The sequence below is a fragment of the Kitasatospora albolonga genome (assembly GCF_039535905.1).
Classification (GTDB): domain Bacteria; phylum Actinomycetota; class Actinomycetes; order Streptomycetales; family Streptomycetaceae; genus Kitasatospora; species Kitasatospora albolonga.
On record NZ_BAAAYB010000128.1, the window covers coordinates 25,942 to 41,003 of the forward strand.

Below are 15,062 nucleotides of genomic sequence, written 5' to 3' on the forward strand. Positions count from 1 at the left end.
CCGGGGCACCTTCGGGCCCCGGCCCCCTGACGTCGTCTCACTTCTGCTGCCAGGAGCGCCAGAGCGCCGCGTACGCCCCGTCGCGGGCGACCAGCTCCTCGTGGCTGCCCAGCTCGGTCAGCCGCCCGTCCGCCATCACGGCCACCCGGTCGGCGTCGTGCGCGGTGTGCAGCCGGTGCGCCACCGCGATCACGGTGCGGCCCTTGAGCACCGCGGCCAGCGCCCGCTCGGTGGCCCGGGCCGCTGTCGGGTCGAGCAGGGCGGTGGCCTCGTCCAGGATCACGGTGTGCGGATCCGCCAGCACCACCCGGGCGAGCGCCAACTGCTGGGCCTGGGCACCGTCGAGCCGGTGACCGGTCGGGCCGAGCTCGGTGTCCAGGCCGTCCGGCAGCCCGTGCGTCCAGCCGACCGCCGCCAGCGCCTCGGCCAGCTCGCCGTCCTCGGCGGCGGGCGCGGCGATCCGCAGGTTGTCCCGCAGCGTGCCGAGGAAGACGTGGTGCTCCTGGGTGACCAGCACCACCTCGCGGCGCAGCAGCTCCGGGTCCAGGTCGGCCACCGGCACGCCGCCGACCAGCACCGAGCCGCCGCTCGGCCGGTCCATCCCGGCCAGCAGCCGGCTCAGCGTGGTCTTGCCCGAGCCGGAGGGGCCGACCACCGCCAGCCGCTCCCCCGGACGGACCGTCAGGTCGACCCCGTGCAGCACGTCCTGGCCGCCCTCGTAGGCGTAGCGGACGGCGCTCACCTCGATCCGCTGGTCGGCCGGGCGGGCCGTGCCGGCCGTCCCCGCGTCCTCGGCGGGCACCGCGCCGACGCCCTCCACCCGGGCGAAGGAGGCGGCACTGCTCTGCAGCTGCTCCAGCCGGAGCATCACGGTGTCCAGCGGGTCGACCAGCCGCCGCAGGTAGAGCGTGCAGGTCACCACCGCGCTGAGCTCCACCGAACCGTTGGCGTGCAGCGCGCCGCCGACCAGCAGCACCACCGTCACCGGCGCCACGTAGGAGGTGTCGACCAGCGGGAAGAGGAAGCTGCGCAGCAGCAGGGTGCGCAGCCGGGCCGTGCGGGAGACCTCGATCGCGGTCTCCATGGCGGCGGTGCGGCGCTCCTGGAGGCCGAGCGCCTCGACCGTCCGGGCCCCGGCGGCGGTGGTGCCGAGCACGTCGGCGACCTCCGAGTTGGCGGCGCCCTCGGCCAGGTAGGCGTCCCGGGCCCGGGCCAGGTACCAGCGGGCGACGAACCACAGGCCGGAGAGGGCGAGCACGCTGCACGCCCCGAGCAGCGGGTCGACCAGGAAGATCGCGACCAGGATGAACAGCCCCTGGAAGACCCCCACCGCCATCTCCGGGACGCTGTCCTTGAGGGTGGTGCCGACGGTGGCCACGTCGGTGGTGCCACGGGTCGTCAGATCGCCGGTGCCGACCCGCTCCACCACGGTCGGCGGCAGCGCCAGCACCCGCTCGACCAGGCGCTCGCGCAGCCGGGCGGCGGCCCGCTCGGCCACCCGGTAGCCCTGGTGCACCGCCTGACGGGTCAGCAGGAGCTGCAGCACGCCGCAGACCACCACGGCGAGTGCCAGCCGGTCCACGGCGGCGGCGCCGTGGCCCTTCACCACCGCGTCGACGATCAGGCCGAGCAGCCAGGGCCCGGCCAGGCCGGCCAGGGCGGCCAGGCCGTTCAGCGCGGTCACGCCGCCGAGCGCCCGGCCGTCCTGGCGCAGCAGCGCGGCGGCGGCCCGGCGGGTCTCCCGGGGCGTGGCGACGGGAAGGGCTCGTTCGGTGCTCATCGGGCGGCCTCCTCGGTGGTGGTGGGCGAGGACGTACGGGCCGTCGGCAGCGGGACGCGGGCGGGCGCGGGCGGCTCCTCCTCGTCGCGGGAGACCAGGGCCCGGTACTCCGGGGCCCGGCGCAGCAGTTCGCGGTGGGTGCCGGCGGCGGCGACCCGGCCGTCGGCCAGGTACAGCACGGTGTCGGCGAGGTCGAGCAGCAGCGGCGAGGTGGAGACCACCAGCGTGGTCCGCCCGGCCCGGAAGGCCCGCAGGCCGGCCGCCATCGCCGCCTCGGTGTGGGTGTCCACGGCGGAGCTGGGCTCGACCGCGATCAGCACCTCCGGATCGGCGAGCAACGCCCGTGCCAGGCGCAGCCGCTGACGCTGGCCGCCGGAGAGGTTACGGCCCTCCGTCCGGATCGGGGCGGCCAGGCCGCCGGGCAGCCCGCGCAGGACGTCCAGCGCCGAGGCCGCCTCCAGGGCGGCGAGCAGCTCCTGGTCGGCCCGCTCCCGCCGCCCGCCGAGCACCTCGCGCAGCGGCCCGGCGAACAGCGCCGCCTCGTTCTCCGCCAGCACGATCCGGCCGCGCACCTCGCGCAGCGCGTACTCCTCCAGCGGGCGGCCGTCCCAACGGCCGCCCTCCGCACCGGGGTCGGCGAACAGCGCCAGCCGGTCCGCCACCTCCAGCGCCTCGGCGGGCCGCCGGGCGGCGAGCACCGTGAGCCCGCCGGGGACGAGTTCGACGCCGGAGAGCCCGTCCCGGAGCGGGGCGGGGCCGGCGGGGGCCGGGGTGGCCGCGGCGGCCGGGCCGGCCGGGCGGGGCTCCAGCCGGAGGAAGCCGACCGTCCGCTCGGCCGCGACCAGACCGCGGGTGAGGTCGCGGCCGCCCTCGATCAGGAAGTAGACCGGCACGGTGAGGGCCGCCGTGTAGCCGTAGACGGCGACCAGCTCGCCGATCGTGATGGAGCCCTGGGCCGCCATCCGGGCGGCGACCCAGGTCACCGCGCCGAGGAAGAGCAGCGGCAGTCCGCTGCCGAGCGCCTCGATCCAGCTGGCCACCCTGCCGACCTTGAAGCCGTCGGCCATCAGCTTGCGCGACTCCCGGGCGTACCGGGCGGCGAACTCCTCCTTGCCGCCGAGCCCGTTGAGCACCCGCAGGCCGTCGCTCAGGTCCTCGAACCGGGCCGCCACCTCGCCCTGCTGCTCCCGGTACCCGGCCTCGGCCCGCTGGACCCGGGCGAGCATCGGACCGATCAGCCCGGCCAGCGCGGGGACGCCGAGCAGCACCAGCGCGGCGAGCACCGGCGAGATCCGCAGCAGCTGGCCCGCGACCAGCAGGTAGGCCACCACGGCGCCGAAGCCCGGTCCGCTGAAGGTGAGGGTCTGGCTCATCCGCTGCACGTCGGAGACGCCGATGGTCACCACCTCGCCGGTGGCGGTCTGCCGGGGCAGCTCGCCACCGAGCCGGACGGCCTGACGGACCACCACGCGGGTGGTGCGGAAGGTGGCGTCCATCCGGACCTTGGTCATGGTGCGGTGGCGGTACGCCCCGATCACCGCGTTCACCGCGCCGATGACCAGGAAGGCCACCGCCCACCCGGCCAGTGCCGGGTAGTCGTCGGCCTTGAGGCCGTCGTCCACGGCCCGGGAGAGGATGTAGGGCATCATCGTCAGCGCGCCCAGCCACACCGCACTGAGCACCGCGCCGAGCGCGACCCGCCCCGGCTGGCTGGCCGCCAGCCACCAGAGGTACCGCCCGGCACCCCGCACGTCCGGTTCCCCCGGACCAGTTCTCTTGACCGTCACCACGGCACCCTAGCCAGCGACCCGGCCGCCGGGCCCGCGAATTTCGTACCGAAAGCACAACGCCTGACCTGCGGCGGGACGGGACCGTCCGGACCGGACGCGCCGCTCAGCCGTCCAGCAGCCGCTCGCCCACCCGGGCGCGGGCCGGGGCGAGCTCGGCCTCCACCTTCTCCTGCTCGATCCGGCCGAAGGCCACCGGCCGCGGCTCGACCGGGCGGTCCAGCAGGGCGATCCGCAGGTGGGTCGGCGGGTGGGTCGAGTCCACCGCGGCGAACTCGTGGGCGCCCAGCCGCAGTCGGCGCTCCCGCTCGCGCGGGGTGAGTCCGCCCGCCAGGCCGGCCAGCTCGGTCCAGAGCTCGACCACCGCCTCGCCGCCGTCCCGGCCGGGCCGGGAGGTCCGCAGGCGCGACCGGCTGCGGATACGGACCACCGCGGCCTCGGCGGTGGGTTCGAGCAGCAGCGCGGCGAGCATCCCGCGGGCCGCAGCGGGCGAGGCGACGGTGGCGGCCAGCAGGTCCGCCCGGTACTCGGCGCCCTGGCCGGAGCGGCTGGTCAGCCGGTCCAGCAGGAACAGCAGACGCTCCGTCAGGACCTGCAGCAGCAGCCTCGGCACCAGCAGCAGGGCCTGGACCAGGTTGACCAGGCCGTCCTCCGCGGGCGTCTCGTCGTCCAGGGTCAGCAGGTGCCACTCGCGCACGGCCGCCACCGCCGAGTGCAGCCAGAGTCCGCGCCGGTGGTCCCCGTTCACGTCGTGGCCGAGCTCGTGGCCGAGCAGGGCGACCCGCTCCGGCGCGGACAGCACCGCCCAGAGCGGCAGTCCGATCTCCAGCACGCCGCGGCGGCGCAGGCCGAACCGGCCGAAGGAGGCGTTGAAGCTGCCGGTGACCCTGATGCGGTCCACCGGCCGGCCGCCGACGGCCGTGGCGACCCGGTCGGCCAGGGCGTACAGCTGCGGGGCCTGGGCGCGGGTGAGGAAGGAGTCGTCCGTCCTGATCCGGCCGAACCTCGGGCGCAGCAGGAATCCGATCAGCAGGCCCAGGCAGCCCACCAGCCGCATGGGCAGGGTCCCGGTCACCACCAGCCAGAGCGAGCCGAGGACCACGGTGACCGTCACCAGGTGCACCACCCCCGCCAAGGCCGCGGCGATCAGCCAGTTGCGGTCGGCGCCCGGGCCGTCACCGCGCTCCAGCGCGTGGTACAGCCGCTCCGCCCGCCGCCGCGCCACCTGCTCGCGGCGCTCCTCCCGGGCCCGGTTCCGGGCGGCCTTGCGACGCTCCTTCGCCGAGCCGTCGGGCTTCGGCCGGGGCGGCACCAGGTTCCACTCGCAGGCGTGGCACCAGACCGGGAAGCGGTCGTCGGCGGGGAGCTCGGTCGTGCAGTTCGGGCACGTGGTGGCTATCGGCACGGACGGAGATGATGCCAGAGCCCCCACCGCGCCCGCCCCTGGTTTCCCGCTCGGCGACACACCGGCGTCGGCGCTGGCCCGGCCGCCCGGCCCCCCGCAGGATGGGCCCGTACGGAGGGCCGACGGAGAGAGCGGGGCAGGGATGAGCGGCGAGGCGGAGCAGTACGACGTGGTGGTCCTCGGGGGCGGTCCGACCGGGGAGAACCTCGCCGACCGGACCAGGGCGGCGGGGCTGAGCACGGTGCTGGTGGAGAGTCAGCTGATCGGCGGCGAGTGCTCCTACTGGGCCTGCATGCCGAGCAAGGCGCTGCTGCGCCCGGCCCACGCGCTGGCCCACGCCCGGGCACTGCCGGGTGCGCGGGAGGCGGTGACCGGGGAGCTGGACGCGGCGGCGGTGCTGGCCCGGCGGGACGAGTTCACCTGGCACTGGCACGACGACAGCCAGGTGACCTGGCTGCGCGACACCGGGATCGACCTGGTCCGGGGCCACGGCCGGCTGGCCGGGGAGCGGCGGGTGGAGGTGGAGACGCCGGACGGGGTGCGGGTGCTGACGGCCCGTCACGCGGTGGCGGTGTGCACCGGCTCGCGGGCCGCGCTGCCGCCGGTGCCGGGGCTGGCCGAGGCCCATCCGTGGACCAGCCGGGACGCGACCAGCTCGGCCAAGGTGCCGGGCCGGCTGGCGGTGGTCGGCGGCGGGGTGGTCGCGGTGGAGATGGCCACCGCCTGGCGGGCGCTCGGCTCCCGGGTCACCCTGCTGGTGCGCGGCGGGACGCTGCTGGACCGGATGGAGCCGTTCGCCGGTGAGCTGGTGGCGGACGGCCTGCGGGCCGCCGGGGTGGACGTCCGGCTCGGTGCCGAGGTGGTGCGCCTGGCCCGGCAGGGCGGGGAGGTGACGCTCTCGCTGGCCGACGGCTCCTCGGCGGCGGCGGACGAGGTGCTGTACGCCACCGGCCGGGTGCCGCGCACCGACGACCTCGGGCTGGCCAGCGTCGGCCTGGAGCCGGGCCGCTGGCTGCCGGTGGACGACACCTGCCTGGTCGAGGGAGTGCCGGGGGGCTGGCTGTACGCGGCCGGGGACGTCAACCACCGGGCCCTGCTGACCCACCAGGGCAAGTACCAGGCCCGGATCACCGGCGCGGCCATCGCCGCCCGGGCGGCCGGCGAGCCGCTGGACACCGCCCGCTGGGGCGCGCACGCGGCCAGCGCGGACACCGCCGGGGCGCCGCAGGTGGTCTTCACCGAGCCGGAGGCGGCGGCGGTCGGCCTGAGCCTGGCCGAGGCGGAGCGGGCCGGGCTGCGGGTCCGGGCGGTCGACCACGAGCTGGGCCACGTCGCGGGCGCCTCGCTCTACGTGGACGACTACCGGGGGCGGGCCCGGCTGGTGGTGGACCTGGACCGCGGCGTGCTGGTCGGCGCGACCTTCGTCGGTCCCGGGGTGGCGGAGCTGCTGCACTCGGCCACCGTCGCGGTGGTCGGCGAGGTGCCGGTGGCCCGGCTCTGGCACGCCGTCCCGGCGTACCCGACGGTCAGCGAGGTCTGGCTGCGGCTACTGGAGGCGCTCCGCGACAGCGCGGACTGACCTTCCTACCAGTCCATTTGACGACCTGTCACTCCCCCGGCGGCAGTTCCTTCGCATACCCACCAATACCGACTGCTTCGCATGCCTCCCCCGGGCCCCCGTCAGGAGAAGCTGACCGCCGCGTCCATCTCCCACATCAGCACCTCGGCGCCCGCCGCCCCGGCGGTGATCCGCTGCCCCTCGGCGGCGGCGATCCGGGCGGCGTCGCCCTCGTGCAGCAGGCCGGTGCCCTCCAGGGCGACCTCGCCCTTGGCGACGAAGAGGTGGACGAACGGCGCGGTCGCCGTGTCCACGGTCTCCGCCGGGCGCAGCCGGGCCACGTGCAGCGCGGCGTGCTTCTGCCGGATGCCGATCGCGCGCTGCCCGGCGTGCTTGCCCATCCCGGACGCGACGACGGTCCAACCACCCTGCGCCAGCTGGTCGTTGATGTCCAGCTGCTCGTAGCCGGGGGCGATCCCGGCGGTGTCCGGGATGACCCACATCTGGACGAAGCGGACCGGGTCCTGGTGCTCGGGCTGCCCGGTGAGCGTCCAGGAGTCGTTCTTCTCGCTGTGCAGGATCCCGGCACCCGCGCTCATCCGCTGGGCCAGGCCCGGGTAGATGACGCCGTTGTGCCCCTCGGAGTCCTGGTGCACCAGGCCGCCCTCCAGCACCCAGGTGACGATCTCCATGTCCCGGTGCGGGTGGGTGTCGAAGCCGGCGCCGGGGGCCACCACGTCGTCGTTGGAGACCAGCAGCAGACCGAAGTGGGTGTTGGCCGGGTCCCAGTGCCGGGAGAAGGAGAAGGAGTGGCGGGAGTCGAGCCAGCCCGCCTCGGTGTGGAAGCGGTCGGCCGCGCGGCGGACGTCGGTGGTGGTGGCCATCGGTACGGCTCCTCTCAGGTACTTGTTGAATCATAAACCATCGACCACCCTCCCCGATTCCCGGCGCGCTGACGTGCGACCACCCCCCGCCCGGAGCAGACTGGCGCCGCCAACGACCTCTCCCCCAGGTGGTACGCCATGACCGAGTCACTGCTGGCCGTCGGAACGCAGAAGGGCCTCTTCCTGGGCCGCAGCCGCGACCGCCGCACGTGGGACTTCACCGGCCCGCACTTCCCCATGAACGCGATCTACTCGGTGGCCGTGGACCGCCGCCCGGAGCGCCCGCGCATCCTGGCCGGCGCCGACAGCAGCCACTGGGGCCCGTCCGTCTGGTGGTCCGACGACCTCGGCGCCACCTGGCAGGAGCCCACCACCCCCGCCGTCCGCTTCCCCGAGCACACCGGCACCTCGCTGGAGCGGGTCTGGCAGCTCCACCCGGCGGGCCCGGAGGCGCCCGGCGTGGTGTACGCGGGCACCCAGCCGGCCGCGCTGTTCCGCTCCACCGACGGCGGCGAGAGCTTCGCCCTGGACGAGAACCTCTGGGCCCACCCGCAGCGCGCCGAGTGGGCGGCCGGCTTCGGCGGCCAGGGCCTGCACACGATCCTGACGGACCGTCGGAGCCCGGACGCGGTCACCGTCGCGGTCTCCACCGGCGGCGTCTACCGCACCACCGACGGCGGCAAGAGCTGGCAGCCCTCCAACACCGGCATCCGGGCCACCTTCCTGCCGGACGAGTACCCCGAGTTCGGCCAGTGCGTGCACAAGGTCGCCGTCGACCCGGCCGACCCGGACCGCCTCTACCTGCAGAACCACGGCGGGGTCTACCGCAGCGACGACGCGGGCGGCCACTGGCAGGACATCGGCACCGACCTCCCCGCCACCTTCGGCTTCGGCCTGGCCGCCCACCCCCACCACGGCGGCACCGCCTACCTCTTCCCGCTCGACGCCGACCACGCCCGCCTCCCGGTGGACCGCCGCTGCCGCGTCTTCCGCACCACCGACGCCGGCGCCACCTGGCAGCCGCTGGCCACCGGCCTCCCCGGCGAGGACCACTACGGCGTGGTCCTGCGCGACGCGCTGTGCACCGACGACGCCTCCCCCGCCGGCGTCTACTTCGGCAACCGCAACGGCGAGGTCTACGGCTCGGCCGACGAGGGCGAGAGCTGGAGCCTGCTGGCCCAGCACCTCCCGGACGTCCTCTGCGTACGCGCCGTCACGCTGCCCTGAGCTCGCGCCCGCGAGGGTGACGGCCCGTCAGGCTCGCCTCCGCGCGGACCCTCCGGCCCGCACGGATGACCACCTGGACCGGCACCGGAACGACCCGGGCGGACCGGTTCCGCATCCCCGTCGAGAAGCGAGGCACGCCCTGCCACCCGGCATCCGCAACCACCGGCCGGCACCGCCGGGCCCCGCGCCGCGAGGGTCAGCGCGCCGAACGGACCAGCGCGGCACGGACCTCCAGCCCGAGGTGGAGCAGGAGCAGCCCGGCGCAGACCACCACCGCCGAGGCGGCTCCGCCCACCGCGACGAGCAGCACCGCCACCGTGACCACCAGCGTGTGCACCGTCTGCGCCCCGGTCGACCAGGCGACCCGGTGCAGGCCGTCCGCGCCGCCCGGCAGGGCCGCGGGCAGCAGCGCGGCGAGCACCAGGAAGAGCCCGGCACCGGCCGCGGTCAGGTCACGGTCCGTCAGCGTCCACCCCTGGTCCGACCGGACCACCGCCGTGGCGTCCGTCCCGGCCAGCGCCGCCCCGACGGGCACCAGCAGCAGCCAGACCGCCACCGAGCGCAGCCAGACCCAGGCCGGGCGGTCGAAGTCCACCAGCTCGGGCCCGTCCGGGTGCAGTCGGACGGGCCGCCGGGCCCGGGACAGGTGGCGGGCCGTCAGTTCGTCGAACGAGGGCCCCTTGGTCAGCCGGACCGGCCGCCGGGCCGGGGCGTCGCCGCGGCTCTCGGCCCGCCACCGCCGGAGCACCGCCAGCCGCAGCCAGAGCAGCACCAGCACCGCCGGAGCCACCCCGACGGCCGCCGGCGGACCCTCCGGCGTCCCGACCGCCAGGACCGCCCCCGCGAGCACCAACGCGTACACCGCCAGCCCGAGCCCGCGCACCCACCACATCAACACCGTGCCACTCCCCCTGGAGACGTCCCGTGCCGGGGGGAGTATGACAGGGGGTCAGCGATCGGCCGAGCGCAGGCGTCCGCTGACGGTGCCCAGGCCCTCGGCCAGCACGGCCAGCTGCTCCCGGGTGAGGACGTCGATCAGCACCTCGCGGACGGTGGCGACGTGGCCGGGGGCGACCTCGCGCAGGACCTGCCAGCCGTACTCGGTGAGCTCGGCGAAGACGCCGCGCACGTCGCTGGAGCAGGAGCGGCGGCCGACCAGACCGGCCTTCTCCAACTGGGTGATCTGGTAGGTGAGGCCGCTCTTGGAGGTGACCAGGCGGTCGGCCAGGTCGGTCATCCGGAGCGAGCGGCCGGGGGCCTCGGAGAGCTGACTGAGGATCTCGTACTGGGTGTGGGACAGGCCCGCGCTCTCCTTGAGCTGCTGCTCCAGGCGGCGCTCGATCAGGTTGCTGGCGACCACGAACGCCCGCCAAGCCACCTGTTCCTCGTCGTCCAACCATCTGGGCTCGTCCATGCCGCCGATTCTACCGGTTGTTCAAATTCGAACCAAGGTGTACCGTGACGTATGTCAGGTTCAAATTTGAACCAGATTCTCGGAGCAGGAGCCAGCCATGCCAGTCCGTCGCCTGAACCACGCCGTCCTCTACGTCCGCGACGTGGCCCGTTCGGTCGCCTTCTACACCAACGCCTTCGGCTTCAAGGTCGACGTCGAGATCCCCGGCCGCGCCGCCTTCCTGAGCGCCGAGGACACCCTCAACGACCACGACCTCGGCCTCTTCGCCGTCGGTGAGCAGGCCCCCTCCCCCGGCCGGGGCAGCGTCGGGCTGTACCACCTGGCCTGGGAGGTCGGCACCCTCGGCGAGCTCGCGGAGATCGCCACCAGGCTGAGCGCCACCGGCTCGATCGTCGGCGCCACCGACCACGGGGTCTCCAAGTCCTTCTACGCCAAGGACCCGGACGGCATCGAGTTCGAGGTGATGTGGCGGGTGCCGCGCGAGGAGTGGCCCTCCGCCGAGGACGGGGCCGGCATGCGCTCCCTCGACCTGCACGCCGAGCTGGCCCGCTGGGGCGCCGACCTGAAGACCGGCGCGGCGGCCGGCTCCGCCACCTGACGGACCGTCCGCGCCCGTGACGCGCCGCAGGGGCCCGGCCGGATCACCGGCCGGGCCCCTGCCCGTGCTCAGGCCCTACGCGCCCGGGCTCAGTAGCCCAGCGCGTCGCCGCCGACCGCGAACGCGTCCTCGCAGAGCGACTCGGCGTCGCCGCCGATCGCGGCGGCCGGGCCCTCCGCCCAGGCGTCGCCGCCCACGGCGCCCGCGAACTCGCCGCCCTTGGCGTCGCCGCCCACCGCGCCGGCCTCGCCGCCGCCCGTGGCGTCGCCGCCGACCGCGCCCGCGTCACCGGCGGCGTCGACGTCACCGCCGACGGCCAGCGCGGACCCGTCGCCCACGGTCACGGCGTTGCCGCCGACGGCCAGCGAACCGTGCGAGTGGCGGCAGTGGTCGTGGGCCGAGGCCACGCCCGCGCCCATGACGAGGGCACAGCCGCAGAGGGCGGCGGCAGCGGTGATCTTGGCAAGAGTCGTACGCATGATGATGAAGTCCTCCGAGGTCGGTACGGGACTCCACCTGAATCGGCACCCCCCGCCCGCCCCATGAGCCCCCGTCACCCGCCCGGCGGAGCGATCACCTCCGCTTCCACCCCCACGAGTGCACCGGAGCTCCCCCACCCGCCCGCCGTCACGGCGCCGGGGCTCAGTGCTCCCAAGGGCGGTCCTCGCCCGGACGCACCTCGGCGGCGAAGTCGTCGGCCAGTTGGGCGATCACCGCGCGGCCCTCGATCCGCTTCAGCCAGTGGAGGGGCAGGCGGACGTCGCCGTGGTGGGCGCCGAGCAGGTTGCCGGCGATGGAGCCGGTGGAGTCGCTGTCGCCGGAGTGGTTGACGGAGAGCAGGAGGGCGGCCTCGATCGGGGTGCGGGCCGGGGAGGGGTCGCAGACGGTGGGGCCGTGGCCGTAGCTGTAGGTCTGCGGGCGGGTCCGGGCCAGCACCGCGTAGACGCCGATGGCCAGCGCCTCCTCCGCCACCCAGCCCTGGCCGAGCCGCTCCAGCTGCTCCGCGCTCGCCTCGCCCTCCTCCGCCAGGTCGACCGCCCGCCGCAGCGCGGTGGAGGTCTCCTCGTGCCCGGGGTGGCGCCGCAGCAGCTCCAGGGTCCGCAGCACCGCGCCCAGCGGCGACTCCCCGTCCACCAGGTGGCTGATGATCGCCGCGAAGGCCCCGGCCGCGTAGTAGCCGGTGGGGTGCCCGTGGGTGATCTGGGCACAGTTGGCGGCCAGTTGGAAGGAGTGCTCGGCGCCCTGCAGGGTGAAGCCGAACGGCGCCGAGCGCATCACGGTGCCGCACCCCTTGGAGTCCGGGTTGACCGGACCGGGCGCGCCGGTGAGCTTCGCGTACGGGTGCGGGGCCTGTGGGCTGCGCAGGCCGGAGAGGCAGGCGTTGCCGGGGGCGCGGCGGGCGTAGAGCCAGGGCTCCAGCCGCAGTTCGCCGCTCCGGTGCCGCAGCCCCTCGGCCGGGGGCGGGGCCGGGAGCTGCTGGGTGTCCAGCCAGCGGAGGTAGGCGTCCAGCACCAGTTCGCCCTCGGCGCCGGTGATGCCGCGGTCCCGGGCCCGGCGGTAGCCGTTCAACCGGCCCTCGGCGCTGAAGAGCGTCATCTGGGTGTCGTCGGTGATCCGCCCGACCACGCCCTCGTGGTCGGCCACCGGGCCGGTGATCCCGGCCGGTCCGTACGAGGCCCGGATCTCCGCGAGGGAGCGGAACTCCACCGGGTTGCCCAGCGCGTCGCCGATCGCTCCGCCGAGCAGGCAGCCCCGCAGCCGGGAACGGTACGCGGTCAGTTCGGCCCAGGAGGCGTGCGGCACCTGATGGCTCCTCAGTCTGGTGTGTCCGGCGGATCCGGTCTGATGTTCTGGTTGAGCCGGAACAGGTTACCCGGGTCCCAGGCGCGCTTGAGCTCCCGCAGCCGCCGGTACTTCGCCTCGCCGTAGGCCTGCCGTACGCGCTGCTCGCCCTCCTCCATCAGGAAGTTGACGTACACGCCGGTGTGGTGCGGGGCGAGCGCCCGCCACAGACCGCGGGACCACGCCCGCTCCTCCTCGAAGCCCTCGGAGCCGGCGCAGGTGGCGTTGATGTTGAAGGTGTGCCCGGCGCCGCGGCCGCTGAAGGCGGTCTCGTCCTCGCCCACCCGGGCGATGGCGCCACCGAGTTGGAAGATCGGGAAGCTGGTGAGCGGGGAGGCGATCCGCGCCGCGTGCTCGGCCGTCACCTCGATCACCTCGTCGGAGAGCCGGGCCACGTCGCAGGACTTGAAGTAGTACCAGCGCCCGGCCGGGAAGGACGGGTCCAGCGAGGCCTGGTGCTCCAGGTAGGGCTTGGGGCGGCACAGGTCGGCGGCCGGCGGGCCGAAGCGGCGCAGCGGGCCCAGCACCTTCTCGCCCCGCTCCGGGTCACCGGCCCAGCAGCACATCACCACCACGGCCAACCGCCCGACCAGCTCGGCCGGTACGCCGGGCAGCGGCGGCGCGGTGCGGTGCACCACGGCGGTGGTCAGCTCGTCCGGGGCCTCCTCGATCCACTCCCGGTAGAAGCGCAGCAGCCGCGCCGAGTCGGCCACCGGCCAGAACAGCGGCCCGGCCAGCACGGCCGGCCCGACCGGGTGCATCCGGTACTCGAACTCGGTGACCACCCCGAAGTTGCCTCCGCCCCCGCGCAGCCCCCAGTACAGCTCCGGGTTCTCCCGGGCGTCGGCCCGGACCCGCTCGCCGCCGGCGGTGACCAGCTCGGCGCCGAGCAGCTGATCGACCGTCAGGCCGTACTTGCGCATCAGCCAGCCGATCCCGCCGCCGAGGGTGAGCCCCGCCAGGCCGGTGTGGGTGACGATCCCGGACGGGACGGCCATCCCCACCCGCTGGGTGGCCGCGTCCAGCTCGCCGAGCAGCGCCCCGGCCTGGGCGCGGACGGTACCGGCCTGCTCGTCCACGGTGATCCGGCGCAGCCCGGAGAGGTCGATCACGATGCCGCCCTCGCAGAGCGACTGGCCGGAGAAGCTGTGCCCGCCGCTGCGGACCGCCACCGGCAGGCCGTCGCCGCCGGCGTGCCGGGCGGCGGCCCAGCGGACCGCGGCGGCCACGTCCGCCGGGTCGGCGCAGTAGGCGATCAGGGCCGGGCGGCGGTCGATCGAGCCGTTCCAGATCCGGCGGCCCTCCTCGTACTCCGGATCCCCGGGCCGCACCAGCCGGCCGCGGAACCCGCGCCGCAGCTCCCTGACGTCCACCTGCGTGCTGGTGTCCATCGGCTCTTCCCTCGCCGCCGTCCGGCCCCCGCCCTCCCAGTCTGGCACCGGCCCCGGGGGGCGTCCCGGGAGCGGGGACGGCCGTCCCGGGAGTGCCGGCCGGGGCCGTCCCGGGGGCGCGACCGGGGGCCGTCCCGGGAGGAGAATGGGAGGCACTTCCCCTCTTGACCGAGGAGGTGGTCGCCATGGGCGAGGCTCGCGAGCTCATGGACCGCCTGACCGCTGCGGTGACCGGTACGCCCGACCTGGAGGCGCTCGGCGAGTGCCTCGCCGAGGACGTGGTCGCGTCGACCCCGGACCAGCCCGAACTGCGGGGGCGCAAGGCCCTGGTGGACTACTTCGGGGACATGACGGAGTCGGTCCCCGAGGCCTACTTCGAAGCGACCGCCACGTACGAGGCCGGTGACACCGCGATCGACGAGGGCTACTACACCGGCCGGAACACCGGGCCGCTGACGATGCCCGACGGCTCGAAACTGCCGCCCACCCAGCGGGAGATCAGGATCCGCGGCTGCGACCTGGCCACCGTGCGGGACGGCCGGATCGTCGAGTACCGGCTCTACTTCGACCAGTTCGAGTTCATGAGCCAGCTGGGGCTGGTGCCCGAGGAGTGACGGGTCCGCCCCCGGTACGGGCAGGAGTGACGGGGCGGCCCCCTGGTGCCGGTGGGCCGGAAGGGGTACGCCCCCTGTCGGTGCGGCGGCCCGCGCGGCAGAGTGTGCCCCATGCAGACTCCACTCACCGTGATGGACTTCCTCCGGCGGGCCGAGACGGTCTACGGCGACCGGATCGGGATCGTCGACGAACCCCTCCAACCCGCCGAGTCCTGGGGCGACCTGACGTACCGACGGGTGGCCGAGCTGGCCCGCGCCCAGGCGGCCGGGCTGGACCGGCTGGGCATCGGGCCGGGCGAGCGGGTGGCGATCGTCTCCCACAACTCCGCCCGGTTGATGACCTCGCTCTACGGGGTGAGCGGCCACGGCCGCATCCTGGTCCCGGTGAACTTCCGGCTGCGGGCCGAGGAGGTCGCCTACATCGTCGAACACAGCGGCGCCAGTGCCCTGTTGGTCGACCCCGAGCTGGACGAGGCGCTGGCCGGCGTCCCGGTGAAGCACCGCTTCGTGCTGGGCGCGGAGAGCGACGCCCAGCTGTACGACTTCGACCGCGAGCCGGTGC

General features: G+C 75.2%; 14 protein-coding genes. 5 read left to right on the forward strand and 9 right to left on the reverse strand.

Features of this window, described 5'->3' with window-relative positions:
- Nucleotides 1-37 precede the first annotated feature (37 nt).
- From ABD946_RS31540 to ABD946_RS31550, 3 genes are all read right to left on the reverse strand, one after another.
- Entirely contained in the window at nucleotides 38-1,780 is a 1,743-nt protein-coding gene (locus ABD946_RS31540) for an ABC transporter ATP-binding protein (RefSeq protein ID WP_345289011.1), read from the reverse strand.
- Nucleotides 1,777-3,567: an ABC transporter transmembrane domain-containing protein gene (locus ABD946_RS31545; protein ID WP_345289012.1), complete on the reverse strand. Its 1,791-nt coding sequence runs from the start codon at nucleotides 3,565-3,567 to the stop codon at nucleotides 1,777-1,779. Before ABD946_RS31545 ends, ABD946_RS31540 begins: the two co-directional genes overlap by 4 nt.
- 106 nt (nucleotides 3,568-3,673) lie before the next feature.
- Entirely contained in the window at nucleotides 3,674-4,972 is a 1,299-nt protein-coding gene (locus ABD946_RS31550; RefSeq protein ID WP_345289013.1) for a M48 family metallopeptidase, read from the reverse strand.
- A gap of 142 nt (nucleotides 4,973-5,114) precedes the next feature.
- On the opposite strand from ABD946_RS31550, the gene ABD946_RS31555 reads away from it, so the two are divergent.
- Nucleotides 5,115-6,551: a dihydrolipoyl dehydrogenase family protein gene (locus ABD946_RS31555; RefSeq protein WP_345289014.1), complete on the forward strand. Its 1,437-nt coding sequence runs from the start codon at nucleotides 5,115-5,117 to the stop codon at nucleotides 6,549-6,551.
- A gap of 101 nt (nucleotides 6,552-6,652) precedes the next feature.
- Here the strand turns inward: ABD946_RS31555 and ABD946_RS31560 are convergent, their stop codons facing one another.
- The gene (locus tag ABD946_RS31560; RefSeq protein WP_345289015.1) at nucleotides 6,653-7,414 is read right to left on the reverse strand and encodes a pirin family protein; all 762 of its coding nucleotides are present in this window, start codon (nucleotides 7,412-7,414) and stop codon (nucleotides 6,653-6,655) included.
- 138 nt (nucleotides 7,415-7,552) lie between these two features.
- Between ABD946_RS31560 and ABD946_RS31565 the strand changes: the two genes are divergently transcribed.
- Nucleotides 7,553-8,641 (forward strand): WD40/YVTN/BNR-like repeat-containing protein, encoded by a 1,089-nt coding sequence (locus tag ABD946_RS31565; protein WP_345289016.1) that lies wholly within the window; start codon nucleotides 7,553-7,555, stop codon nucleotides 8,639-8,641.
- A 196-nt stretch (nucleotides 8,642-8,837) separates the two neighbouring features.
- Here the strand turns inward: ABD946_RS31565 and ABD946_RS31570 are convergent, their stop codons facing one another.
- Complete coding sequence (locus ABD946_RS31570; RefSeq protein WP_345289017.1) at nucleotides 8,838-9,539, reverse strand: hypothetical protein; 702 nt, start codon at nucleotides 9,537-9,539, stop codon at nucleotides 8,838-8,840.
- 51 nt (nucleotides 9,540-9,590) lie between these two features.
- Entirely contained in the window at nucleotides 9,591-10,055 is a 465-nt protein-coding gene (locus ABD946_RS31575; protein ID WP_345289018.1) for a MarR family winged helix-turn-helix transcriptional regulator, read from the reverse strand.
- A 97-nt stretch (nucleotides 10,056-10,152) separates the two neighbouring features.
- On the opposite strand from ABD946_RS31575, the gene ABD946_RS31580 reads away from it, so the two are divergent.
- Nucleotides 10,153-10,653 carry a VOC family protein gene (locus tag ABD946_RS31580; RefSeq protein ID WP_345289019.1) on the forward strand — a complete coding sequence of 167 codons (501 nt, stop codon included), beginning with the start codon at nucleotides 10,153-10,155 and terminating at the stop codon, nucleotides 10,651-10,653.
- A gap of 89 nt (nucleotides 10,654-10,742) precedes the next feature.
- Here ABD946_RS31580 and ABD946_RS31585 read toward each other — a convergent pair whose 3' ends face one another.
- The 3 genes from ABD946_RS31585 to ABD946_RS31595 all read right to left on the reverse strand — a co-directional run bounded on the left by ABD946_RS31585 (nucleotide 10,743) and on the right by ABD946_RS31595 (nucleotide 13,886).
- Nucleotides 10,743-11,132, reverse strand: a complete 390-nt coding sequence (locus ABD946_RS31585; protein ID WP_345289020.1) for a hypothetical protein — start codon at nucleotides 11,130-11,132, stop codon at nucleotides 10,743-10,745.
- 163 nt (nucleotides 11,133-11,295) lie between these two features.
- Nucleotides 11,296-12,456 (reverse strand): ADP-ribosylglycohydrolase family protein, encoded by a 1,161-nt coding sequence (locus ABD946_RS31590; protein ID WP_345289021.1) that lies wholly within the window; start codon nucleotides 12,454-12,456, stop codon nucleotides 11,296-11,298.
- Nucleotides 12,457-12,467: 11 nt separating this feature from the next.
- Nucleotides 12,468-13,886, reverse strand: coding sequence for an FAD-binding oxidoreductase (locus tag ABD946_RS31595; RefSeq protein ID WP_345289022.1), 1,419 nt, complete (start codon nucleotides 13,884-13,886; stop codon nucleotides 12,468-12,470).
- A 185-nt stretch (nucleotides 13,887-14,071) separates the two neighbouring features.
- Here ABD946_RS31595 and ABD946_RS31600 point away from each other — a divergent pair, with 185 nt between their 5' ends.
- Nucleotides 14,072-14,500, forward strand: a complete 429-nt coding sequence (locus ABD946_RS31600; protein ID WP_345289023.1) for an ester cyclase — start codon at nucleotides 14,072-14,074, stop codon at nucleotides 14,498-14,500.
- Nucleotides 14,501-14,611: 111 nt separating this feature from the next.
- The coding region (locus ABD946_RS31605; protein WP_345289024.1) for an AMP-binding protein at nucleotides 14,612-15,062 on the forward strand (451 nt) is incomplete at its 3' end.

Excerpts from the sequence above, each read along its gene's own strand:
- ABD946_RS31540 (WP_345289011.1), bottom strand. The coding sequence starts at position 1,780 with ATGAGCACCGAACGAGCCCTTCCCGTCGCCACGCCCCGGGAGACCCGC.
- ABD946_RS31555 (WP_345289014.1), top strand. The coding sequence starts at position 5,115 with ATGAGCGGCGAGGCGGAGCAGTACGACGTGGTGGTCCTCGGGGGCGGT.
- ABD946_RS31560 (WP_345289015.1), bottom strand. The coding sequence starts at position 7,414 with ATGGCCACCACCACCGACGTCCGCCGCGCGGCCGACCGCTTCCACACC.
- ABD946_RS31565 (WP_345289016.1), top strand. The coding sequence starts at position 7,553 with ATGACCGAGTCACTGCTGGCCGTCGGAACGCAGAAGGGCCTCTTCCTG.
- ABD946_RS31575 (WP_345289018.1), bottom strand. The coding sequence starts at position 10,055 with ATGGACGAGCCCAGATGGTTGGACGACGAGGAACAGGTGGCTTGGCGG.
- ABD946_RS31580 (WP_345289019.1), top strand. The coding sequence starts at position 10,153 with ATGCCAGTCCGTCGCCTGAACCACGCCGTCCTCTACGTCCGCGACGTG.
- ABD946_RS31585 (WP_345289020.1), bottom strand. The coding sequence starts at position 11,132 with ATGCGTACGACTCTTGCCAAGATCACCGCTGCCGCCGCCCTCTGCGGC.
- ABD946_RS31595 (WP_345289022.1), bottom strand. The coding sequence starts at position 13,886 with ATGGACACCAGCACGCAGGTGGACGTCAGGGAGCTGCGGCGCGGGTTC.
- ABD946_RS31600 (WP_345289023.1), top strand. The coding sequence starts at position 14,072 with ATGGGCGAGGCTCGCGAGCTCATGGACCGCCTGACCGCTGCGGTGACC.